The following is a 20,843-nucleotide window of genomic DNA, read 5'->3' as shown; positions in this document are numbered from 1 at the left end:
TTGCAGAAGTCCGGATCGAACAGGTAATGCGCGCACATCACCGCAAAGCGCGCATTCACCGCCCGGCCTTTGCCCTTATTGACCTTGTCGACGGCGGTCTTCATGTTGTCGTAGATGCCCCGGCGCGGCACGCCGCCCAAGGAGCCGAACGAGCGTGTATGGGCGTCAAATAACATCTCATGGCCCTGGCTCGGATACGCCACAAGCCAGAACGCACGGCTGGCACACAGCTTCAGATGTGCCACCTGCATACGCCGGTAAATGCCGCCGACCAGCAAGCCTTCCTCGCTCCAGTCAAACTGAAACGCCTCGCCAAGAGCAAAGGTCAGCGGCACAAAGGCCTGCGACGCCTTGCCCTGTCCCCCTCGCCAGGCACGGATAAACGCGGTGAGCTGGCTGTAGCCACCGTCATAACCTTCGGCTTTGATTTGCGCCAACAGCGCCTTGGCACTGCGCCGCTGTTGCTTGGGCCGCAGCGAATCGGCTTTTAGCGCCTGCTCCAGCGTGGCGTGAAAAAGGCTGAGTTTGTTGAAGATCGCGCGGCGTTGGTAGACCGGCGGCTTGGCCTCAGGTGCTCTGACCCACTTGCGAATCGTGTTGCGCGCCAACCCGGTGCGCTTGGCTATCTCATGCAGCGACAGCTTGTCGCGGAAATACATCCGGCGAATTTTGCCCATCATTTCCATACTGATCACCCTGTGTTCTCCTGCTCAAAAATTGAGCAGAAGCAGTTGAACACCTGGGTCAGTTTTCAGTCGGCAGAACAGCCTCTACTGGGTCAGTTTTCGGTCAGCGGCAACAACACACCCGCACCAGCAACGGCGCAATCCGTGTGCTAGGCACTTAGTGGGATCAAGGAAGTCCATGTCGAGATCGAGTCACTGAAAAGCTGCTGCGGGCTAAACAGCTTGATAGGGGAAAAGCAACGGATCGCAGCAAAGGCTGGCGGTCCAGTGAAAGCCCGCAAAACAGCAGGCAATCGCCCTAAGAGCTCTAGACCTAGGCGGTGAAGCAAGGGCCCGATAAGCCTGCGGCGTGTCACCTGCAGCCTTGGTCTAGCGCAAGCCTCAGGACCATGAGCGCAGAGGGTAGAAGCTGAACGCCGGCTGCTGCGCCCAGCACTCAAACGGGCAGACAAGCCCGAAACAATTGTATACAAAATCACCTAAAAAGCACATAAACTGCATGGGTATATTGGAGCAGGCGCCAATACTATTGATAAAATCTATTGACATCAATAAGTTAAGGCTATGGAAGCGAGCAATTTTTTTCTAGGTTTAGTGACCGTTAAACGGTACACGCGGCTTAGTGCGCAATGGATCCAGCAGCCCTGACAAGCCGTTGTGATCAATTTCCTGCATCAGCGCCAACAATCGGCCGATTTCACCTTGGGGGAAACCTTCGCGAGCGAACCAGTTAAGGTAATTGCCGGGAAGGTCGGCAAGTAAGCGACCTTTGTATTTGCCGAAGGGCATTTCACGGGTTACCAGCAACAGCAGATCTTCGGGCTTCATCAGGCACTCGCGAGGTGGCATGTACGCACTCTGGTTGGGTGCGCATCAGGCCGTAAATTATGCCGTTCGGCTTAGACCCAGGCCAGCGCCTACGCCAGTGGCGCAAACTCGGGTAAGCTGCGCGCCCGTGTTTATCGACCCAAGGTTTGCTTCAGCATGATTATCAAGGCACTGCGCATCGGCCTCGGCCAGTTGATCATCTTCCTCGACTGGATCAGCCGCCCAGCCAAACTCAAACGAACCCCTGAGGCGCAAACGGCGGTTGAAAAAAGCGCCGCCAATCTGGCGTTGTATCAATTCCACGCCTGCCCGTTCTGCGTAAAAACCCGCCGCACCTTGCACAAACTCAATGTACCGGTTGCCCTGCGCGACGCGAAGAACGACGCCCAAGCGCGCAGCGACTTGGAACAGCAAGGCGGCAAGATCAAAGTGCCGTGTCTGCGCATCGAAGAGAACGGCCAGAGCACCTGGCTGTACGAGTCCAAGGCAATCATCGCCTACCTTAACGAGCGCTTCGCCGCTGTCTGATCAGGTAATCGGGGCCGCAACGGCCCCGATTAATCCATTAAGGCTGCACAGCCTGTAACTCGCTTGCAACGAACTGGCTGCCCTGCTGCTGCGCAACAAAACTCACCTTGTCGCCGACCTTGAGCCCCTCAAGCTGAGCGGCGTCCTGCACCTTAAACACCATGGTCATCGGCGGCATGCCCAGGTTGGCCAGTGGGCCGTGGCGCAGCGTCACCTTCTGGTTGGCCGTATCAATTTTGCGTACTTCACCTTGGCTGGTGGCCGCCGCACTGCTAGTGGCGGGCGCGTCAGCTTGCTCGCTGGCCATGACAGGGCCGGCCAACAGGCTGGTTAGGGCGATAACACTGAGTAGATTTTTCATCGTTAATCCTCTTGCTTGGTTAAAGGTTTATTCGGCCAACACGCGAATCTTGCCGACCATGCCAGCCTGGTAATGGCCGGCGATCAGGCAGGCGAAATCAAACTCACCGGCACGATTAAAGGTCCAGATGATTTCCCCGCCCTGGCCCGGCCCAACGTGGGCCATGTAAGGCTCGTCGTGCTGCATACCGGGAAATTTGGCCATCATCGCGGCGTGCGCATCCAGATCGGCCTGAGTGCCGAGCACAAACTCGTGCATTAACTGGCCCTCGTTGCGGTGCACAAAGCGGATGGTTTCGCCTTGTTTGATCTGCAACTGATCAGGGCTAAAGCGCATCTGATCGCTCATGCCAATCTTGATGGTGCGCGTGACCTGCTCACGATCACCGGCAATGCCCCAGGGCTTTTGCTCCTTAACCACCATCATGCTGTGCTGCATAGCATGCTGGTCGCTGTGAGCCAGCACCGCGCCACTGGCCAGTAAGCCAATCAGAGCCAGCGCCAAGGACAAAGGTTTTATCTGCTGCATTAATCCACTTCCTCTTAAGTACGAATTCGACTGGGCGCGGCTAAAGCAGTACACCGCCCGGCCCCGCCCACAAACTTTTGCGTCTCAATGTTCGGCATGGCTGCCGGGCTTACGCACCTGTACTTCAACCGGCTCAGCGAGCGGCTGTTTAAGCGGCATCGACTGCCCACCTGCCGCGGTTGAGCGCGCCGGCTTGGCCACCTCACCGGTCCATTCATACGCCACGCTGCCAGCTGGATGCTTGAACCAGCCCGGATCGCGGTAATCACCGGCCGGTTGGTCTTTGCGCACTTTGAGCATGGTGAACATGCCGCCCATTTCTACCGAGCCGAAGGGGCCGTCACCGGTCATCATCGGCGCGGTGTTGGCCGGCAGCGGCATCTGCATTTCCGCCATATCGGCCATGCCGCGCTCACCCATCACCATGTAGTCAGGGATTATTTTGGCGATCTTGCGCGTCATTTCACGGTGGTCCACACCGATCAGCGTCGGCACGTCATGGCCCATGGCGTTCATGGTGTGGTGGCTCTTGTGGCAATGAAATGCCCAGTCGCCCTCCTCATCGGCGAGAAACTCGACTTGGCGCATTTGCCCCACCGCGATGTCGGTGGTGACCTCAGGCCAACGCGCGCCCACAGGTGTCGGCCCACCATCGGTGCCAGTCACCTCAAACTCGTGACCATGCAAATGGATGGGGTGATTGGTCATGGTCAGGTTGCCGACCCGCAGGCGCACCTTGTCGTTCTGCCGCACCACCAGCGGATCAATGCCGGGAAAAATGCGGCTGTTAAAGGTCCACAGGTTGAAGTCGAGCATGGTCATGATTTTTGGCGTGTAAGCGCCCGGCTCGATGTCATAGGCATTGAGCAAAAAGCAGAAATCCCGATCCACTTCGCTGATCAGCGGATGATGGCTCTTTGGGTGGGTGACCCAAAAGCCCATCATGCCCATGGCCATCTGGGTCATTTCGTCGGCATGCGGGTGGTACATAAAGGTGCCGGGGCGGCGTGCTTCGAACTCGTAAACGAAGGTTTTCCCCACCGGAATCGCCGGCTGGGTCAAACCCGATACGCCGTCCATGCCATTGGGCAGGCGCTGGCCATGCCAGTGGATACTGGTGTGCTCAGGCAATTTGTTGGTGACGAAGATGCGCACCCGGTCGCCCTCCACCACTTCAATAGTCGGCCCCGGCGATTGGCCGTTGTAGCCCCACAGATGGGCCTTGTAGCCAGGTGCCAACTCGCGCACCACCGGCTCGGCGACCAGGTGGAACTCCTTGACGCCGTTGTTCATGCGCCAAGGCAGCGTCCAGCCATTGAGGGTGACCACCGGGTTGTAAGGCCGACCGTTTTGCGGCTGCAGCGGCGGCATGGTGTCGGCGCTGCTTTGCGACACCGCCTCGGGAATGCCCGCCAGTGACACCCGGCTAACCGCAGAAGTGGCGACAGCGGCCGTGATAGCGCTGGCACCGAGGAAAAAATCACGTCGTGAAACCATGGGAATAATTCCTTGATCAGTGCCCAGCGGGCTCGTCGGCAACAGCAGTGGTCGCCACAGTGGAGGGCAAGCTCGGCGCACCCTGCATGGCCATCTGCAAATCGGCGTTGGCGATCCAGAAGTCGCGCTGCGCCTGCAGGTAGCCATCGACCGCGAGGATCTGCTTGCGCGCATCGGCCAGTAGCTCAAAGGTGCTGATAAACATGCCGTTGTACTGCAGGACGTTTTCCTCGGCGATGCGCGCACGCAGCGGGAGCACCTCGTCGCGGTAATGCCGGGCAATGTCATGGCTGGCCTGGTAACCCAAATAAGCCTCGCGCACTTGCGAGCGCGCATTGATTGCCGTCTCGGCAGCACGGTTGAGCATTTGCCGGTACTGCGCCTCGGCCTTGGCCACCTTGGCCCCACTCCAGTCGAATAGCGGCAACTCGACGCTGATCTCATAGCCACGCTGAGTCGGCTCCTGATTGGAGCGGTTATTCACCAGGCCCAGCTCCAGCACATTGATAAAGCGCGTGGTCTTGCTCAGCCCCAAGTTGCTGGCCAGACGCTCAGCATCCAGGCGCACGGCCTGAATATCCAAGCGCTGACTCATGGCCAGGCGCTCAACATCGGGCAATGGCTCGGCCGTTGCCGGCAATTGCGGCAGGCGCTCAGGTAAGCGGAAGTCGAGCTGCTCGCCCCACAACCCGAGCAAGCGGGTTAACTGCTCGCGCGTCTGCACCCGCGCCTGCTCGGCGCGGATCAGGTTAAGCCCGGCATCGGCATAGAAACTTTGCTCCTGCGCCTGCTGCAGCAGGCTGTAATTGCCCACTGCCGCCAAGCGCCGCGCCAGCTCGGCACCCGCCTCCGCGGAGTCCACCACCTGCTGCATAAAGCCCAGGCTTTCCTGCGCAGCCACCGCGCGATACCAGGCCTTGCGCGTTTGCGTGGCTAGCTCGAACAGCGCCAGGCTAGTCTGGCGCTGCATCTGCTCGAAGCGTTTGGCTTCCATACCCGAGGTCAACGGCATGGCGATCAAGCGTGCCAGGTTGATATGCAGCCCGCGCTCGTACTCCACCTCACTGCCTTTTTCCAGGCGACCGAAGGAGAAGCCCGGGTTAGGGATACGCCCTGCCTGCACCCGCTCCGCCTCGCTGATCCCCAGCGCATCAAAGCTCGCCTGCAGGCCACGGTTATTCAACAGGGCAACCTGCACCGCCGCCTCCACGCTAAGCGGCTGCGCGAGTAACTCACTCACCCGTTCGTCGACCTGGCTGCGTTGCTCGGGGGTTTTCACCCACGTCACCTGTTTGTCCAGTTGCTGGCCTGCCTGCTCGACTGCCGTGAAGCCACCATCCGGGGTAAAGCTGGCGCAACCACCGAGCAGCACAACAACGGCGCACAGCCCAGCCCGCACAACCCGTGAAAAATCACTCATGGGACATTCCTCCATGCTGGCTATGCGGGTTAGTCGCCGCTGGCTCAGCAGATGGCATGGCCGCGTTATCCGCAGGTTGAGTCCAAGGTTCCTGCGCATAGGTACGCCAGCCGCCGATGCGAGCAACCCGCTCATTAGCCTCGGGCCAGTCACTCAGCGGTTGCTCACTAAAACCCTGATAGGCCTTGAGCGGTGATTGATAGTGCAAGGCCGGCGTGACGGCCTCGCCATTAAGCGGGTTGGGCAGCTCGGCCCAGCTGCGCAGTGGCAGCATCAGCAACGCCAGGCAGGTAAACACCGGCCGGCGAATTAAGGGAAAACGCATCATCAAATACTCTCGCGTGCAACGGTGCGCCTGCGCAGAACAGGCGAACACCGGCGAATAGCTCAATACGCATCGTGCGAGCCACAGCAATCGCTACAGCGGGCAGATCAACGCGCGGTTTGGCTTAGGCGAGAAACAGGCGTGGGGGTCTATCGGGGGTTTCGGCGATAAAGCCGACAAACTGCTGCAGACGAGCCAAGGACGGCTCAGCGGCATGTTGCGGCGGACTGGTGACGACAACGGCGCTCAACGCCACCGCACCGACACAAAAAGCGCAGAGGCTGCACAGGCTGTTATCGCTGACGGGGGCAGTATTGCTGGACTGCTCGCTGGTGTGATGCGCGCGGGTGGCAGAGGCCTCAGTAGCCTGAGTCATCTGCATCGCGCCCGGGTGATGCGCGGCCATTTGTGGCGCAACCTGGCCGGCTACGTCGCTCTGCTGCGAAACCGCACATAACTGCATGCTGATGGCGGCCATGCTCTGCGCCGGGAGGGCGAGCATTAGCATCCAGATCAGGGCAGTACGCAGGGTTTTGGACATGGTGCGAGGTGGTCTTCAGCACAGGTGGTGTGGCGGATTATCCACCCAATGCATTATTTGTCTATGCCTGAGATGGGCAAACGCCCACCCAGCTGGCTATGATCGGGCCATGACCAGCACCCCTCCGCTGCGCCAACCCTGCCCGCCCGGCGTCTGCGACTGCGGCCGCGAGCAGCTGTTGGATACATTAGGCAACGACTTGCGCATCCTGCTGCTCACCCGCGCAGAAGAAAAGCGCCTGCTTGAGCGGCTGGAAAACCTTGAAAGCCTGAGCGACCTGGAAAAGATGCAACGGCGGCTGCACGAACAACTCGGCATCCACCTGACAGTTGCACCGGGCTTTAACGAAGTGCGCAGCATGCGCGGTATCGGCATCCATATCGCCGAGCTGCCAGGCCTGTGCCGCAAAACCCGCCTGGCCATTCCCACCGCCATCCGCCGCGGCCTGGAAAAACGCCCGGAAATTGCCTACAGCCTGCTCAACGCCCACGACCTGTTTCGCGACATTTAACCGCCTGTGCAAGAGCAAGGCTGCGGCGGCTCATGCAGCTGTGTGTAACCGACGGTTCAGCGCCGCTGTCGGTCTTATTTTTTATGCGCGAGCGCCTGGGGTGCCGCGCGCATTCTTCTGCTGCAGGATCATCGATGCTTCGTTGTAGGCATGCTGGAAGGTGTCGCCGCCGATCCACTCGACTGCCGTGTCTTCGTCTTCATCATGGAAGATCCCGCGATAGGTGATCAGCAGGCCCATCATAAAGTCGGTGGCGGCGTCTTCCGTTTCCTCAGCGACCACCAGCTCCAACACCGGGTATTGCAGGAACACCAAGCACATCGCCAGCAGGCTGATGCCTTCGGCAGCTTTCATCGTTTGGAACAGATCGTCGAAGTGCGCCGGGTCGAAGCCGTTCTCTTCGATGTCTTTGAAGTCGAAGGTGCTCAGGTCAATTTCGACATCATCGAACGGCTCGTTGATCAACGGATTGGCCAGCAGCGGATGCACCACATGGGCTTTGGATTGGCCCGAACGGTTCAGTTTAGCCTTGGCTTTAGCCCGCCTGGCGCGTTTTTGCTGTTTATCTGGGGAAGCCATGGAGACGAGGTCCTTGTACGGTGCAGCCATCGTGATGGCCCGGGATAATCGGGCGCACAGTGTATTCAATCTTGGCGCGGGCGACGGGCAAAACGCATGGATTTATTTTCCGCGTTGAACCTGCGTAGCCGCCCCAAAGCCCAGCACAGTTACAGAGCCAGCCAATCGATGCGGCGCGGGGGCGTTTATCAATCAGCGGCTAACGCACGCGGCAATCCGGGGGCCTGAGCGAATGCCTCGGCAAGATAATCGATCATCAGCCGTACCTTGGCGGGCGGGCGACGGTCCTGCGGATACACAGCATAAATTCCTCCTGGGGCATAAGGCGGATGATCGAGCGGCAGGGCAATCAGTTGGTCGTGCTGTAGCGCGTCGGCCACAATAAAGTCCGGCTGATAAATCACCCCTTGGCCTGCCACCGCAGCGGCCAGCAGCACGTCGCCATTATTGGCAGCAAGATCCCCCCTGATCGCCACGCGCACACTGCCATCGTGGCCAAACGCCCATTCTTTGCCCCCGGCCCAGGACGACAGGGTGTAGCCCAGGCAATTATGTTGGGCCAACTCGGCCACTCGCCGAGGTACGCCATGGTCGTCGAGATAACTCGGCGCGGCACAAACCAACATCGCGCAATCACCCAACTTGCGTGCCCGCAATGGGCTGTCGGCCAATCGGCCGATACGCACAGCCAGGTCCCAGCCGCCATCAACCAGGTCGACCCGGCTGTCGGTCAGCCCCAACTCGATATTCAGCGCCGGATGCCGCCGGTTGAAGGCCGGCAGCAACGGCGCGATAAAACGACTCCCGAACGACAGCGGTAGACTCATGCGCAGCAAGCCGCGTGCCTCGACCCGTTGCGAGGCGACGCTGGCTTCGGCTTCGTCGATCTCGGGCAAAATGCGCAGGCAAGCCTCCAGATAATCACCGCCGGCCTCGGTCAGGCTCAGGCGACGCGTGGTCCGGTGCAGCAGTTTGACTCCCAGGTGATCTTCTAGCGCATCCACATGTTTGGTGGCCATCGCCGGCGATATCCCCATCTGCCGGCCCGCAGCAGAAAAGCTGCCGGCGCTGACTGTCCGAACGAAGATGCGCATACCAGTGACACGGTCGAGCATGTCTATTTCCTCTTATTAGCAGGAAGTAAACGCATTATTTGATGGATTATCAATGTAAATGATTCAAGCGATACTCTCTGCACCTGAATTAACCGTGCGGTAAGTGACCATGACCACTCACAACAACACCCGGATGCCAACGCTGTTCGTGCCCCATGGTGCGGGGCCTTGCTTCTTTATGGACTGGAGCCCGCCCACCGCATGGAACCGCATGGCCGACTTTCTGAAAAACCTGGCCGCTACCCTGCCCGCGCGCCCGACGGCCATCGTGATGGTCTCGGCTCACTGGCTGGAGCCGACATTCAGCGTGACCAGCGGCGCACAACCGGCACTGATTTACGACTACAACGGCTTCCCTGAGCACACCTACGAGCTGACCTACCCGGCCCCCGGTGCGCCCCACTTAGCGGCGCGTATCAGTGAGCTGCTCGGCCAGGCGCACCTGCCCGCGCAACAGCACCCCACGCGAGGCTTCGATCACGGCATGTTCATCCCGCTCAAATTGATGTTCCCGGGCGCCGACATTCCCGTGGTGCAACTGTCGCTGCGCCATAATTTAGACCCGCAAGTGCATCTGCACGCCGGACGCGCGCTGGCGTCATTGCGTGACGAAGGTGTGCTGATCGTCGGCAGCGGCATGAGCTTCCACAACATGCGCGGTTATGGCGACCCACGTTTCGGACCGATTTCCGAGACCTTCGACCGCTGGCTGGTCCAAGCGGTTGAGTCCCCGCCGTTGCAACGCGAGCAAGCCCTGGTCGACTGGGCACAAGCGCCCTCAGCGCGGTTGTGCCATCCGCCGCGTGCCGAGGAGCATCTTTTGCCGCTGATGCTGGCGGCAGGCGCGGCCGGTGACGACGCCGGCCACTGCATCTTCACCGACCACGTGATGGAAACCGCACTGTCGGCCTTCCGTTTTGGCTAGTTTCAACAGGAGTTACCCATGATCATCAACCTTTCCGGTAAAACCGCGATTGTCACCGGCTCCACAGGGGGGATCGGCCTGGCCATTGCCAAGGGGCTGGCCGAAGCTGGCGCGAGCGTCGTCATCTGTGGCCGCCAACAGGACCACGTCGATGCCGCACTGAACCAGCTACGCCCCACCCAGGCCGGCGCTCAAGCGCGCGGCGTGGTCGCCGACCTGGGCACCGCAGAGGGCTGCCAGGCGCTGATCAGTACCGAGCCGCAGGCCGACATCCTGGTCAATAACTTGGGGGTTTACGGCGCCAAGGCGTTCTTCGACATCAGCGACGCGGACTGGGAGGAGATCTTCCAGATCAACGTGCTGAGCGGCGTGCGTTTGGCTCGCCATTACGCCCTGGGCATGCAAGCGCGCGGCTGGGGGCGGATTCAGTTCATCTCCAGCGAGTCGGCGCTAAACATTCCCAGCGAAATGCTCCACTACGGCGTCAGCAAGGCCGCCCTGCAGGGCCTTTCGCGTGGCCTGGCCAAGGTATTGGCCGGCAGCGGCGTGACCGTCAACACTATCCTGCCGGGGCCAACCCGTACCGAGGGCGCTATCGCTTTTATCGAAAACATGGCGCGCGAGCGCGGCGTGTCGGCGACAGAAATGGAAGCGCTGTTCCTCGTCGAGAATCGCCCATCGAGCCTGATCCGCCGCTTTGCCAGCCCCGAGGAAGTCGCCAACCTCTGCGTCTATGCCGCCTCGCCCCAGGCCAGCGCAACGACGGGTTCAGCCTTGCGGGTCGAAGGCGGTATCGTCGAAAGCATTGCCTGACATCCCCTCGCCCTCGTCGTGCAGCCGCCGACGAGGGCGAACCTAGAGGAGTTTTAGCATGTTGAGCTCAACTGCACAGATCACCACAGACAATCCACAACGACTGATCACGCGGCTGTGTAAGCACTGGAGCCACAAGTTCCCGGTCAGCTTTGACGAGCAGCGCGGTGAAATTCAGCTTGGCCTGGGCCCCTGCGTGCTTGAAGCCCAGCAAGGCGGCTTGCATGTGCGCGTGCAGGCCGCTGACAGCGAGCAACTTTTGCGCCTGCAAACAATCGTAGGTGAGCATTTACAACGCATGGCGGCCGCGCCGTTACCCGAATTTACCTGGGACCGGCAGGCGCCGTGACCTTACCCGTAGTACAAGGAGAGCAACATGAATGATTCAGCCCAGCGTTATGGCGGTATTTCTCGGCTTCTGCATTGGGCCATGGCCCTGTTGATCGGCTGGCAACTGCTCAAATTGGGCGACCGCATTAACGATGGTGAACATTGGATCGGCCAGACCCTGGTGCCCTGGCATGTTTCCATCGGCAGCCTGCTGCTGATACTGATCGGAGTGCGCTTGCTCTGGGCGCTGAGCCAGCGGCAACAACGTCCGCAGCCTGTCGGCCCAACTGCGCCGCTGGTCAAAGCCGGGCATGGCCTGCTCTATGCCAGCATGCTGCTGATGCCCCTCACCGGCCTGTGTGTGATGCTCGGCAACGGTTACGGCCTAAAGGTCTTTGGCGTACAACTGCTCGCCAAAACCGGCTTGAAAACCGACTGGCTGATCAGCCTCGGCAACCTGCACTCGCCACTGGCTTGGCTGCTGCTGGCACTGGTGGTGGGTCATATAGGTGCGGCGCTGTTTCACCACTTCGTCAAGAAGGATGACACGCTCAAACGCATGGCCGGCTAAGCCAGTCAACACGCTTTTTGCGGCGCAGATAGCGGTTCAACACGTGAATAATTGAGTGATGGTGAGCGCTGGGGTAACCCTAGGCGCTCACCATCAAAAGTCGCTGAAGTAAACCCAGTGCGTGTAACCGCCCAAATAAACCCTTGCTATGGGTTCCGAGATTCTCACCGCAAGGAGCGACAAGCTCAACGCAACATCGAACTCATGCGGCTAACCGGGCGTTTGATGCCCCAAGACCATCGCCAGCTTTTGATAAAACAGCAGCAACGCTATCGCGACGTCTGCCGTCAGTCGGTTTTAATCTGCCAGCCGTTGGGTATCTGCTCGCCATCGATGGCGGCGTGACCTGCGCAAGCGTGGTCTTATAAAGAGCATCACGAGAAACACGTCCCCCCCACAACCTCGCGCACTCTCTTTCGATTTTTGCTGCTTCAACCGCAGTCTTTCTGGCCGTATTCGGTTTGCCCTTACGACTTTGCCGGGGTGCGCCCGATCGCCCGCTCGATATTGTGTTTGCACGCCAGCAGCGCCTGTTGGAATTGTTCGCTGCGCGACACCATGCGTGTCGATGGGGCGACTATGGCAATGGTGTAGCGGCCCAGGTAGGTATCCAGCAACACGGCAAAGGAACACAGCCCCTCGATGTACTCGCCCCGGTCAACCGCGAACCCGCATGCCTTGATCTCCACCAGTTGCTCAAACAGCGCCTCGCGCGTCAGGGTCAGGGGGGTGAACACGGGCAAGGGATCAGGCAGTAAGGCGCGCACCGCCTCTTCGCTTAACTCGGCCAGCAATAGCTTGCCACTGGCGGTGGCGGTCGCTGGCGCGTTGATGCCGATGGGGAAGACCACGCGCAATTCGCGCTCAGCAACGATGCGATCCAGCACATAGGTTTTATCGCCGGCCAACGAAGACAGGCAAGTCGATTCCTGGAGCTGTTCCGAGAGCGCGATCAGGTGGGGCCTGACCAGCGAAATGATGTCCGTCTGCGCCTGATTGATCAGTTGCCCGAGCGCAGGGCCGAGACGAAAGCCGCCGCCAGGACCCAACGCTTCGACGAGCAACTCCTCTTCCAGGGCATTGATGATGCGCTGCACCGTCGAGCGCGGCAGGTCGACGACCTGAGCGATGGCGGCGAGGCTCAACCCTTGCGGGTGGTTGCCCAGGGCTCGCATCACGGCAGCCGCTCGGGCAATCACTTGAATGCCGACGTGCTTGCCGCCTTCGCTGGCTTGGTCAGTTTGCGTCATTGGGTCCTCTCTTATTCTGTGCCTACGCGCCATGCGTGCCGCCGCCATTGTCCAGCGGACCTGCCGTAGATGCCAGCTACAACGCTGGCCTGCAGCCCGACGGCCACACCTATAACCGGACGGTAAGGGCGTACTTGCTCACCCCCAGCCAGTTTTATCTTGATTGGGATTAACCGCATAGTGATACACTAAACCATATTGCGATACATGACCTTTGTGCGTTCCAAGGAGATAAACAGGTGAAACACTCAAAAGCACTGCGTGCGCGGCAGATACTTCCCCTGACGGCCCTGCTGCTGTTGGCCGGCTGCTCGGAAGGGGAACCTGTGGCCAGTGCCCCGCCAGCGCCTGAGGTTGGCGTGTATACCCTGCAGGCAAAGCCGCTGACCCTGACGACTGATCTGCCGGGCCGGACCTCGGCCTACCGTATCGCCGAGGTTCGCCCGCAAGTCGCCGGTATCGTGCAGCAGCGCCTGTTCACCGAAGGCTCCGAGGTCAAGAAGGGCCAGCAGCTTTACCAGATCGACCCGCGCACCTATGAGGCCGTGTTGTCTAGAGCAGAGGCCAACTTGGTGACTGCCCAGAACCTGGCCAGGCGTTACGAGCGCCTGCTCAAGACCAACGCGGTCAGCCGCCAGCAGTACGACGACGCCCTGGCAGCCTGGAAGCAGGCTCAGGCAGTGGCTCAGGTGGCGCGCATCGACGTGCAGTACACCAAGGTGCTGGCGCCGATTTCCGGGCGCATCGGTCGTTCTGCGGTCACCGAGGGCGCACTGGTAACCAACAGCCAGGCCCAGGAACTGTCCACAGTCACCCAACTCGATCCGATCTACGTCGACGTCAACCAGCCGGTCACCAAGCTGCTGGAGTTGCGCCGTGCGCTGGAGTCCGGGCGTTTGCAGCGTTCCGGCGAAGATCAGGCGCAGGTCAGCCTGACGCTGGACGACGGCAGCGCTTACCCATTGTCGGGAACCCTGAAGTTCTCCGAGGTCAGTGTTGCCCCCACCACGGGTTCGGTGACCCTGCGCGCCGAGTTCCCCAACCCGGATCGCAAGCTGCTGCCCGGCATGTTTGTGCATGCGCTGCTCCAGGAAGGTACCCAGCAGGACGCGATTCTGGTGCCACAGCAGGCGGTGAGCCGCGATACCCGTGGCGTACCCAGTGTCTGGGTGGTCAAGCCGGACAACAGCGTCGAGCGCCGTGAAGTCGAAACCCTGCGCACGGTTGGCAACGCCTGGTTGATTGGCAAGGGCGTAGCCGACGGCGAACGCGTGATCACCGAAGGCACCCAGCGCGCTCGCAACGGCATCACGGTCAAGCCGGTAGAGGCAACGAACGTCGAACTGGTTGCCGAGTTCGGCCCGAAATCCACTGCCGCGGCCAACTGAGGAGCTAGAGGTTCATGTCCCGTTTTTTTATTGACCGGCCGATCTTCGCCTGGGTGCTGGCCATCGTCGCCATGCTCGCGGGTGCGTTGTCGCTGGTAAACATGCCCATTAGCCAGTACCCGAATATCGCCGCCCCGGCAGTCGCCATCTCGGCCAACTACCCCGGCGCCTCGGCGCAGACGGTGCAAGACACCGTGGTGCAGGTCATAGAGCAGCAGCTCAGCGGCCTCGACGGCTTCCTCTACATGTCCGCCGAAAGCAGTTCCGACGGTAGCATGAGCATCATTGTGACCTTCGAGCAGGGCACGAATCCGGATATCGCCCAGGTCCAGGTGCAGAACAAACTGCAGCTGGCGACGCCCAGGCTGCCGGAGGAAGTGCAGCGCCAAGGCCTACGGGTGGTGAAGTACCAGAAGAACTTCTTTCTGATCATCGGCCTGCTGGACAACACCGGCAAGCTGGACAACTTCGACCTTGGCAACCTGATTTCTGCGCAGCTGCAGGATCCGATTTCGCGCATCAATGGCGTGGGCGACTTCCAAGTGTTCGGCTCACCGAATGCCATGCGCATCTGGCTCGACCCGGCCAAACTCAATAGCTATCAGCTGACCCCAGGCGATGTGGCTGCGGCTATTCGTGAGCAGAACGTACAGGTGTCGTCTGGCCAGCTCGGCGGCCTGCCGACCCGTCGCGGCGTGCAACTCAACGCCACCGTACTGGGCAAGACCCGCATGACCACGGCGGCGGAGTTCGAGGAAGTGCTCATTAAGGTCAAGGCCGATGGCGCGCAGGTTCGCGTCAAGGACGTGGCCCGCGTCGAGCTGGGCGCCGACAACTTCTCCATTTCCAGCAATTACAACGGCATCCCCTCAGCCGGTCTGGCCTTGCGCTTGGCCAGCGGCGGTAACCTGTTGGAAACCGTAGACGCGGTGAAAGCCGTGATGGAGCAGCAGAAAGCCTATCTGCCGGAAGGCGTCGAGGTGCTCTATCCCTACGACACCACGCCGGTGGTAGAAGCCTCGATCAGTTCCGTGGTGGCCACCATCGTGGAGGCCGTTGTTCTGGTGTTCCTGGTGATGTTCCTGTTTCTGCAGAACTTCCGCGCGACGCTGATTCCGACCCTGGCGGTGCCCGTTGTGCTGCTCGGCGCCTTCGCCTTGCTGCCCTACTTCGGCATCAGCATCAACGTGCTGACCATGTACGCCATGGTGCTGGCCATCGGCCTGCTGGTGGACGACGCCATTGTGGTGGTGGAAAACGTCGAGCGCCTGATGCACGAAGAAGGTCTGTCGCCAATGGAAGCCACACGCAAATCCATGGGGCAGATATCCGGCGCGCTGATCGGCATTGGCATGGTGCTGTCGGCGGTGTTCGTGCCCATGGCGTTCTTCGGCGGTTCGGCGGGCATCATCTATAAGCAGTTCGCCGTCACCATCGTCGTCTGCATGGGCCTATCGGTGCTGGTTGCGCTGATTTTCACCCCAGCGCTGTGTGCCACCATCCTCAGGTCGCCCAAAGGCGATGCCCATCACGAGAAAAAAGGCTTCTTCGGTTGGTTCAACCGTACCTTCGACCGCGGTACAGCGCGCTTCGAGCGCGGCGTTGGCGGCATGCTCAAGCACCGCGGACGCTACCTGCTGGCCTTCGCGCTGATCACCGCTGGTACGGGCTACCTGTTCAGCCAAATTCCCAAGGCCTTTTTGCCCAATGAAGACCAAGGCTTGATGATGGTCGAGGTGCGCATGCCGGTGAACGCGTCGGCCGAACGCACCGAAGCGGTTCTGACGGAGGTTAAGGACTACCTGCTGAAAGAAGAAGCCGAATTGGTGAACTCAGCATTGACCGTCAACGGCTTCAACTTCGCCGGTCGCGGTCAGAACTCGGGGCTGGGCCTGGTCATGCTCAAAGACTGGAGCGAGCGTGGCGCTGAGGGCCAGGACGTATTCAGCATGGCTGAGCGTGCCAACAAGCGCTTTGCGCAAATCAAGGACGCCACGGTGATGGCCTTCGTGCCACCGGCGATCCTGGAAATGGGCAACGCCATGGGCTTCGACCTTTACCTACAGGACAGTGCGAGCCTCGGCCACGAGGCGCTCATGGAAGCACGTAATCAGTTCCTGCAGCTGGCCAACGAGCATCCGAAGCTGCGCGCGGTGCGGCCCAACGGCAAGGACGACGAGCCACAGTTCCAGGTCAACATTAACGATGAGAAAGCGCAGGCGCTGCAGGTCAGCATCGCGGCGATCAACGAAACCATGACCGCGGCCTGGGGCTCGATGTACGTCAACGACTTCATCGACGCGGGCCGGGTTAAGCGCGTCTACATCCAGGGTGAGGACACTTCGCGCATCTCGCCGGAAGACTTCGACAAGTGGTACGTGCGCAATGCCCTTGGTGAGATGGTGCCGTTCTCGGCCTTCGCCAGCGGCGAATGGGTGTTCGGTTCGCCCAAGCTGGAACGCTACGGCGGCATTTCCTCGGTGGAGATCCTCGGCGAGCCGATGCCCGGCTACAGCACTGGCGATGCGATGATCGCCATTGCCGAGATCATGCAGCAGCTGCCACCGGGCATCGGCTTGAGTTATACCGGCCTGTCGTACGAGGAAATCCAGACCGGCGACCAGGCTCCCATGCTTTACGCCTTGACCATACTGATCGTGTTCCTCTGCCTGGCCGCCCTCTATGAGAGCTGGTCGGTGCCGGTATCGGTGATGTTGGTGGTGCCACTGGGCATCCTCGGTGCGGTGATCGCCACCCTGGGACGCGATCTGAACGCTGACGTGTACTTCCAGATCGGCCTGATGACCACCGTCGGTCTGGCGGCGAAGAACGCCATCCTGATCATCGAGTTCGCCAAGGAGCTTTACGAGAAGCAAGGCATGCCGCTGGCCCAAGCCGCCATCGAAGCCGCCAAGCTGCGTTTGCGGCCGATCATCATGACGTCGCTGGCCTTCACCTTCGGCGTGCTGCCGATGGCACTCGCCACCGGCGCCGGTGCCGGCAGCCAGCACTCGGTAGCCACCGGCGTGGTCGGCGGGATGATCACCGCCACGGTGCTCGCGGTGTTCTTCGTACCGCTGTTCTACGTGGTGGTGGTCAAACTGTTCGAGGGCTTCAAGAAAGCGCCGGCGGTTACCGAAGGAGAATCCGTATGAGACTCAAGCCGCTGACTCTCGCAGTTGCCCTGGTGCTGGGCGGCTGCAGCCTGATTCCTGACTATGAGCGCCCCGAGGCGCCCATTGCGGCCGCCTGGCCGCAGGGCGAAGCTCAGGGGAGCGGCAGCAGTGCCGCCGAACTGAGCTGGCAGGCGTTCTTCCGCGACCCGGCGTTGCGCCAGTTGATCGGCCTGGCGTTGGACAACAACCGCGACCTGCGCCAGGCGGCGCTTAACGTCGAAGCCTATCGAGCGCTGCACCGTATCCAACGCTCCGAGCTGTTGCCAACTATCGACGCCGGTGTCGGCGGTCAGCGCCAGCGCCTGCCGGCGGACCTGTCACCGACCGGCGAGTCGGGAATCCAGAGCCAGTACCAGGCGTCGCTTGGCGTCGCCTACGAGCTGGACGTCTTCGGCCGCATCCGCAGCCTCAGCCGTGCCGCATTGGAGGAATACCTGGCCACCGCAGAGGCGCAGCGCAGTGTGCATATCGCCCTGGTCGGCGATGTGGCCACGGCCTACTTCAGCTGGCGCAGCAACCAGACCCAGCTGGAGCTGACCGAGGCCACCCTGGAAAGCTACCGGAAGAGCCTGGGGCTGATCACATCCAGTGCCGAAGTGGGCACTGCCTCGGAACTCGACGTACGCCAGGCACGCACCCTGGTTGATCAGGCGCGGACCCAGAAGGCGCTGTTCACCCGGCTTATCGCCGAAGATGGCAACGCCCTGCGCCTCCTGCTCGGCAGCGACATCCCAACGGACTTGCCCGAGAGCGGCAAGCCCGACATGGCGTTGCTTGCCGAATTCTCCGCCGGCCTGCCGGCTGACCTGCTGTTGCGCCGGCCGGATATCCGCGCGGCGGAACACCGCCTGCTGGCCGCCAACGCCAATATTGGTGCGGCGCGGGCAGCGTTCTTCCCCAGCATCAGCCTGACGGGCGCCGCCGGGACGGCCAGCAGTGAGTTGGACGGCCTGTTCGAAGGTGGCTCCGGCCTGTGGAGCTTTGCGCCACGGATCAACATCCCGCTCTTCACCGCCGGGCGGCTCAAAGCCAACCTGGACTACGCCGAGGTGCTCAAGGACATCAACGTCGCCCAGTATGAGAAGAGCATCCAGGTCGCCTTCCGCGAGGTCGCAGACGGCTTGGCGGCGCGCGGCACCTTCGGCGAACAGGTGCAGGCACAGAGTGATCTGGTCGACAACAACCAGGCTTACTATCAACTGGCACGCCAGCGTTACGACGAAGGCGTGGACACCTATTTCACCGTGCTCGATGCCCAGCGCGAACTCTTCGCCTCCCAGCGCCAACTGCTCAGCGACCACTTGCTTCAGCTGAACCGGGAAATCCAACTGTACAAAGCCCTGGGCGGTGGTTGGAGCCCGAGCGATACAGTCGCCACTGCCGACTGATTGGACACGGCCCCATCCTGGCGATTGTGAATTTCTCCAGGTTGGGGTCCTGTTAGTTCATCAGCGCGGCGGCAATGAGATAGACACAGGCCGTGTCACTTGATCAGTAATTGATGGCTTGATTAGGCAGATAAAGCCAGTGCACGTAAGTCAGATTGAGCGTCCTTCGGTCTTGAAGACGCTGCCGTCGACAACGCGGCGAAACGAGCACAAAGCCCCTGGCTCATTAACGCATATTCGCATGGGAGCTGACCCACAAGACGGTTGCGTCCTCTTCCGTGCCAGAAACGCAGGCGTGCCCCATCCTACTGTCGAAATAACAAGAGTCCCCGGGGCTCATATGCAGAGGCTCGTACCCCTCTGTGTGCAGAATCACTTCACCGGTCAGCACAAAAAGTAGTTCTTCGCCGTCATGACTCAGCAGTTTTGTGAATTCAGCGCGGTCATGCGCCCGCACTGTAGTGACCAATGGAATGAAGCGCTTATCCGCAAGGTCCGTGTGCAACATTTCATAGGTGTATTGATCGGTACGGTGAGCTACGCCTTGATGTCGACGGGTGACGCTTCGGCGGCCCAGAGGCGCGGCCTTGACGGTCGGACTGAAAAGCTCCCCGACCTCGACATTCAGGCCCAGCGCCAGTGCGGCAATCTTTTCGTAAGTCGGTGACAGCTGACCATTTTCGATCTTCGACAGCGCTGACGCAGAGATCCCGCAGCGCCGGCTTAACTGCTGAAGAGTCAGCTCAGCATTGCGCCGGAGCAATCGAAGTTTGGCTGCCAGCACGCTGCTGGAGAGCTCTGGGGCAGGCAGCGCCGGAGCGGGTTCGCGATTTTCTAAGGTCATGGCAGGTAATTAGCGCGCAGCAACCGTCGAGCCAAAGCAGTGGACGGGCATGTTGCTTTTGCGATATAAAATTTCCCATACGAAAAAATAAGCAGGATAAGTAAAATATCCTGGTCCTGTGTGGAGCATAGCATGCGCGTCCTGACCAACACCCAAACAGCTGCTCAGCTGCCTTTCGACATTCTGATTCAAACACTTGAAGACTTTTTTCAAGGAAGGCTGCGAGGTTCCGTTACGACATAACCATGCCATATCCGGCAATACCGCCAGTGACAGTGGAATACTTCTGCTGATGCCTGCCTGGCAGCCGGGAAAGCGCCTTGGCGTTAAAACGGTCTCCATCTTCCCGAACAACAGCGCCCGTGGCCTGCCTGGGCTGCATTCGGTGTTTATTCTTTACGACGCTGCAACTGGCGCGCCCTTGGCGATTTTGGATGGTGATGTGATCACCTCCCGACGCACTGCTGCGGCGTCGGCACTCGCGGCCAAATGGTTGAGCCGCCCGGATTCAAGCACGCTGTTGGTCGTCGGCGCTGGCAGGGTCGGCAGCCTGCTGCCCGAAGCGTATCGCAGCGTACGGCCGATCGAACGTGTTTTGGTCTGGAATCGACTCAGCGAGTCCGCCGATACGCTGGTCGGCAACCTGCGCGAGCAAGGCATAGATGCACACGCGGTGAACAGCCTAGAAGACGCCGCGCAGGAAGCTGACATCATCACCTGCGCGACGTTGTCGACAGCGCCGCTGATCCAAGGCAAATGGCTGAAGCCGGGAGTGCACCTGGATTTGATCGGCGGTTTCACGCCGGCCATGCGCGAGAGCGATGACGAATGCATGCGCAAAGGCACGGTTTTCCTTGATACCACCGAGGCCTTGCTCAAAGCCGGGGACATTCTCGCGCCGATTGAAAGTGGTGCATTCAATGAACAACGGGTTGCTGCGACGTTGGAGCAACTCTGCCGCGGCCAACATCCTGGGCGCACCTCTCGCGACGAAATCACCGTCTTTAAGGCTGTGGGTACCGCATTGGAAGATCTAGCGGCCGCCTCACTGGCCTACGACGCATTCCAGGCAAACCCAGCATAAGAGTGATTAAACACGGGCTGATAGGGCAGGAGTTCACATGCCAAATCGACCAATAGCGCTGCCGCGCTTGGTGCCAGCTGCTTGCAATGATGCGACTCAGCTCTCGGCGGCGGATTTAGCCCCATATGCGGTCTTTGAAATCGCCCTAAGGCCAT

22 protein-coding genes are annotated in these 20,843 nt (G+C 60.5%); 10 read left to right on the top strand and 12 right to left on the bottom strand.

Annotated elements, in window-relative coordinates:
* Together istA and SOP97_RS02150 are read right to left on the bottom strand one after the other, a co-directional pair.
* Positions 1–686 (bottom strand): IS21 family transposase (gene istA / locus SOP97_RS02155; RefSeq protein WP_322948091.1); only part of this gene is annotated, 686 nt, incomplete at its 3' end.
* 591 nt (positions 687–1,277) lie between these two features.
* A complete protein-coding gene (locus SOP97_RS02150) occupies positions 1,278–1,514 on the bottom strand; it encodes a DUF3820 family protein (protein WP_322948089.1) in 237 nt (78 codons plus the stop codon).
* A gap of 156 nt (positions 1,515–1,670) precedes the next feature.
* Here SOP97_RS02150 and SOP97_RS02145 point away from each other — a divergent pair, with 156 nt between their 5' ends.
* Positions 1,671–2,042, top strand: coding sequence for a glutaredoxin family protein (locus SOP97_RS02145; protein WP_322948088.1), 372 nt, complete (start codon positions 1,671–1,673; stop codon positions 2,040–2,042).
* 37 nt (positions 2,043–2,079) lie between these two features.
* Here SOP97_RS02145 and SOP97_RS02140 read toward each other — a convergent pair whose 3' ends face one another.
* The 6 genes from SOP97_RS02140 to SOP97_RS02115 all read right to left on the bottom strand — a co-directional run bounded on the left by SOP97_RS02140 (position 2,080) and on the right by SOP97_RS02115 (position 6,714).
* A complete protein-coding gene (locus tag SOP97_RS02140) occupies positions 2,080–2,403 on the bottom strand; it encodes a copper-binding protein (protein WP_322948087.1) in 324 nt (107 codons plus the stop codon).
* Between the two features lie 27 nt (positions 2,404–2,430).
* Positions 2,431–2,931 carry a cupredoxin domain-containing protein gene (locus SOP97_RS02135; RefSeq protein WP_274088362.1) on the bottom strand — a complete coding sequence of 167 codons (501 nt, stop codon included), beginning with the start codon at positions 2,929–2,931 and terminating at the stop codon, positions 2,431–2,433.
* Between the two features lie 84 nt (positions 2,932–3,015).
* Positions 3,016–4,428 (bottom strand): multicopper oxidase family protein, encoded by a 1,413-nt coding sequence (locus tag SOP97_RS02130; protein ID WP_322948086.1) that lies wholly within the window; start codon positions 4,426–4,428, stop codon positions 3,016–3,018.
* A gap of 16 nt (positions 4,429–4,444) precedes the next feature.
* The gene (locus SOP97_RS02125) at positions 4,445–5,848 is read right to left on the bottom strand and encodes a TolC family protein (protein ID WP_322948085.1); all 1,404 of its coding nucleotides are present in this window, start codon (positions 5,846–5,848) and stop codon (positions 4,445–4,447) included.
* On the bottom strand, positions 5,841–6,176 hold the full coding sequence (locus tag SOP97_RS02120) for a hypothetical protein (RefSeq protein WP_322948084.1): 336 nt from the start codon (positions 6,174–6,176) through the stop codon (positions 5,841–5,843). The genes SOP97_RS02125 and SOP97_RS02120 overlap by 8 nt, the downstream gene beginning before the upstream one ends.
* Before the next feature lie 121 nt (positions 6,177–6,297).
* Positions 6,298–6,714, bottom strand: coding sequence for a hypothetical protein (locus SOP97_RS02115; protein ID WP_322948083.1), 417 nt, complete (start codon positions 6,712–6,714; stop codon positions 6,298–6,300).
* A 109-nt stretch (positions 6,715–6,823) separates the two neighbouring features.
* On the opposite strand from SOP97_RS02115, the gene SOP97_RS02110 reads away from it, so the two are divergent.
* The gene (locus SOP97_RS02110) at positions 6,824–7,225 is read left to right on the top strand and encodes a hypothetical protein (RefSeq protein ID WP_322948082.1); all 402 of its coding nucleotides are present in this window, start codon (positions 6,824–6,826) and stop codon (positions 7,223–7,225) included.
* An 81-nt stretch (positions 7,226–7,306) separates the two neighbouring features.
* On the opposite strand, the gene SOP97_RS02105 is transcribed toward SOP97_RS02110, so the two are convergent.
* Both SOP97_RS02105 and SOP97_RS02100 read right to left on the bottom strand, forming a co-directional pair.
* On the bottom strand, positions 7,307–7,804 hold the full coding sequence (locus SOP97_RS02105; RefSeq protein ID WP_322948081.1) for a hypothetical protein: 498 nt from the start codon (positions 7,802–7,804) through the stop codon (positions 7,307–7,309).
* A 188-nt stretch (positions 7,805–7,992) separates the two neighbouring features.
* The gene (locus tag SOP97_RS02100; protein WP_322948080.1) at positions 7,993–8,919 is read right to left on the bottom strand and encodes a LysR family transcriptional regulator; all 927 of its coding nucleotides are present in this window, start codon (positions 8,917–8,919) and stop codon (positions 7,993–7,995) included.
* A gap of 109 nt (positions 8,920–9,028) precedes the next feature.
* Between SOP97_RS02100 and SOP97_RS02095 the strand changes: the two genes are divergently transcribed.
* Genes SOP97_RS02095 through SOP97_RS02080 form a run of 4 tightly spaced genes read left to right on the top strand, consistent with a single transcriptional unit; the run spans position 9,029 to position 11,558 of the window.
* Positions 9,029–9,844: a DODA-type extradiol aromatic ring-opening family dioxygenase gene (locus tag SOP97_RS02095; RefSeq protein WP_322948079.1), complete on the top strand. Its 816-nt coding sequence runs from the start codon at positions 9,029–9,031 to the stop codon at positions 9,842–9,844.
* An 18-nt stretch (positions 9,845–9,862) separates the two neighbouring features.
* Positions 9,863–10,657 carry an SDR family NAD(P)-dependent oxidoreductase gene (locus SOP97_RS02090; RefSeq protein ID WP_322948078.1) on the top strand — a complete coding sequence of 265 codons (795 nt, stop codon included), beginning with the start codon at positions 9,863–9,865 and terminating at the stop codon, positions 10,655–10,657.
* 58 nt (positions 10,658–10,715) lie between these two features.
* Positions 10,716–11,006, top strand: a complete 291-nt coding sequence (locus SOP97_RS02085) for a DUF2218 domain-containing protein (protein ID WP_322948076.1) — start codon at positions 10,716–10,718, stop codon at positions 11,004–11,006.
* Positions 11,007–11,033: 27 nt separating this feature from the next.
* Positions 11,034–11,558, top strand: a complete 525-nt coding sequence (locus tag SOP97_RS02080) for a cytochrome b (RefSeq protein ID WP_322948073.1) — start codon at positions 11,034–11,036, stop codon at positions 11,556–11,558.
* Between the two features lie 467 nt (positions 11,559–12,025).
* Here the strand turns inward: SOP97_RS02080 and SOP97_RS02075 are convergent, their stop codons facing one another.
* Positions 12,026–12,808, bottom strand: a complete 783-nt coding sequence (locus SOP97_RS02075) for an IclR family transcriptional regulator (RefSeq protein ID WP_322948071.1) — start codon at positions 12,806–12,808, stop codon at positions 12,026–12,028.
* Between the two features lie 239 nt (positions 12,809–13,047).
* On the opposite strand from SOP97_RS02075, the gene SOP97_RS02070 reads away from it, so the two are divergent.
* The 3 genes from SOP97_RS02070 to SOP97_RS02060 are packed head-to-tail and all read left to right on the top strand — an operon-like array spanning position 13,048 to position 18,760.
* Positions 13,048–14,196: an efflux RND transporter periplasmic adaptor subunit gene (locus SOP97_RS02070; RefSeq protein WP_322948069.1), complete on the top strand. Its 1,149-nt coding sequence runs from the start codon at positions 13,048–13,050 to the stop codon at positions 14,194–14,196.
* A gap of 14 nt (positions 14,197–14,210) precedes the next feature.
* Positions 14,211–17,351: an efflux RND transporter permease subunit gene (locus tag SOP97_RS02065; RefSeq protein WP_322948067.1), complete on the top strand. Its 3,141-nt coding sequence runs from the start codon at positions 14,211–14,213 to the stop codon at positions 17,349–17,351.
* A complete protein-coding gene (locus SOP97_RS02060; RefSeq protein ID WP_322948065.1) occupies positions 17,348–18,760 on the top strand; it encodes an efflux transporter outer membrane subunit in 1,413 nt (470 codons plus the stop codon). Before SOP97_RS02065 ends, SOP97_RS02060 begins: the two co-directional genes overlap by 4 nt.
* Positions 18,761–18,986: 226 nt before the next feature.
* Here SOP97_RS02060 and SOP97_RS02055 read toward each other — a convergent pair whose 3' ends face one another.
* Positions 18,987–19,604 (bottom strand): helix-turn-helix domain-containing protein, encoded by a 618-nt coding sequence (locus tag SOP97_RS02055; protein WP_274088378.1) that lies wholly within the window; start codon positions 19,602–19,604, stop codon positions 18,987–18,989.
* A 196-nt stretch (positions 19,605–19,800) separates the two neighbouring features.
* Here SOP97_RS02055 and lhpI point away from each other — a divergent pair, with 196 nt between their 5' ends.
* The gene (gene lhpI, locus SOP97_RS02050) at positions 19,801–20,688 is read left to right on the top strand and encodes a bifunctional Delta(1)-pyrroline-2-carboxylate/Delta(1)-piperideine-2-carboxylate reductase (protein WP_322948062.1); all 888 of its coding nucleotides are present in this window, start codon (positions 19,801–19,803) and stop codon (positions 20,686–20,688) included.
* Positions 20,689–20,843 lie beyond the last annotated feature (155 nt).

This window comes from Pseudomonas spirodelae (genome assembly GCF_034653255.1).
GTDB classification, from domain to species: domain Bacteria; phylum Pseudomonadota; class Gammaproteobacteria; order Pseudomonadales; family Pseudomonadaceae; genus Aquipseudomonas; species Aquipseudomonas spirodelae.
This window is presented reverse-complemented; position numbering and strand designations above follow the sequence as displayed.

Coding starts and splice junctions, on each gene's coding strand:
- SOP97_RS02150 (WP_322948089.1), bottom strand. CDS start 1,514: ATGAAGCCCGAAGATCTGCTGTTGCTGGTAACCCGTGAAATGCCCTTC.
- SOP97_RS02145 (WP_322948088.1), top strand. CDS start 1,671: ATGATTATCAAGGCACTGCGCATCGGCCTCGGCCAGTTGATCATCTTC.
- SOP97_RS02140 (WP_322948087.1), bottom strand. CDS start 2,403: ATGAAAAATCTACTCAGTGTTATCGCCCTAACCAGCCTGTTGGCCGGC.
- SOP97_RS02135 (WP_274088362.1), bottom strand. CDS start 2,931: ATGCAGCAGATAAAACCTTTGTCCTTGGCGCTGGCTCTGATTGGCTTA.
- SOP97_RS02130 (WP_322948086.1), bottom strand. CDS start 4,428: ATGGTTTCACGACGTGATTTTTTCCTCGGTGCCAGCGCTATCACGGCC.
- SOP97_RS02125 (WP_322948085.1), bottom strand. CDS start 5,848: ATGAGTGATTTTTCACGGGTTGTGCGGGCTGGGCTGTGCGCCGTTGTT.
- SOP97_RS02120 (WP_322948084.1), bottom strand. CDS start 6,176: ATGATGCGTTTTCCCTTAATTCGCCGGCCGGTGTTTACCTGCCTGGCG.
- SOP97_RS02115 (WP_322948083.1), bottom strand. CDS start 6,714: ATGTCCAAAACCCTGCGTACTGCCCTGATCTGGATGCTAATGCTCGCC.
- SOP97_RS02110 (WP_322948082.1), top strand. CDS start 6,824: ATGACCAGCACCCCTCCGCTGCGCCAACCCTGCCCGCCCGGCGTCTGC.
- SOP97_RS02105 (WP_322948081.1), bottom strand. CDS start 7,804: ATGGCTTCCCCAGATAAACAGCAAAAACGCGCCAGGCGGGCTAAAGCC.
- SOP97_RS02100 (WP_322948080.1), bottom strand. CDS start 8,919: ATGCTCGACCGTGTCACTGGTATGCGCATCTTCGTTCGGACAGTCAGC.
- SOP97_RS02095 (WP_322948079.1), top strand. CDS start 9,029: ATGACCACTCACAACAACACCCGGATGCCAACGCTGTTCGTGCCCCAT.
- SOP97_RS02090 (WP_322948078.1), top strand. CDS start 9,863: ATGATCATCAACCTTTCCGGTAAAACCGCGATTGTCACCGGCTCCACA.
- SOP97_RS02085 (WP_322948076.1), top strand. CDS start 10,716: ATGTTGAGCTCAACTGCACAGATCACCACAGACAATCCACAACGACTG.
- SOP97_RS02080 (WP_322948073.1), top strand. CDS start 11,034: ATGAATGATTCAGCCCAGCGTTATGGCGGTATTTCTCGGCTTCTGCAT.
- SOP97_RS02075 (WP_322948071.1), bottom strand. CDS start 12,808: ATGACGCAAACTGACCAAGCCAGCGAAGGCGGCAAGCACGTCGGCATT.
- SOP97_RS02065 (WP_322948067.1), top strand. CDS start 14,211: ATGTCCCGTTTTTTTATTGACCGGCCGATCTTCGCCTGGGTGCTGGCC.
- SOP97_RS02060 (WP_322948065.1), top strand. CDS start 17,348: ATGAGACTCAAGCCGCTGACTCTCGCAGTTGCCCTGGTGCTGGGCGGC.
- SOP97_RS02055 (WP_274088378.1), bottom strand. CDS start 19,604: ATGACCTTAGAAAATCGCGAACCCGCTCCGGCGCTGCCTGCCCCAGAG.